The organism is Rhizobium ecuadorense (assembly GCF_001187535.1).
Taxonomy (GTDB): Bacteria; Pseudomonadota; Alphaproteobacteria; order Rhizobiales; family Rhizobiaceae; genus Rhizobium; species Rhizobium ecuadorense.
In genome coordinates this window covers 1-208 of the sequence record NZ_LFIO01000536.1, presented here as the reverse complement: position 1 = coordinate 208, position 208 = coordinate 1, and the positions used below count along the sequence as shown (strand labels likewise).

The window sequence follows — 208 nt, the reverse complement described above, 5'->3', positions numbered from 1 at the left end:
GCCGGGACCCGCATCGCTCAACTGAATGTCGCCATTCAGGCTCTTTGCGAGCGCCTCCACAATGCCAGTCCCCAGGCCCGCCTTTAGTGCTTCGCGACCAGCAGGCATGCCGATGCCGTTGTCGGTAACGCAGAGAGTCCAGTCCTTGCCGGACGAGTGATAGTCGATGACGATTGCGCCCGGTCGTTCATCGGGAAAGGCGTGCTTG

Annotated in this window: 1 pseudogene; it reads right to left on the bottom strand. The window is 61.5% G+C overall.

The window, feature by feature from the left end:
* Positions 1–208: pseudogene (locus AF337_RS11885) on the bottom strand (histidine kinase); the annotation flags it as partial.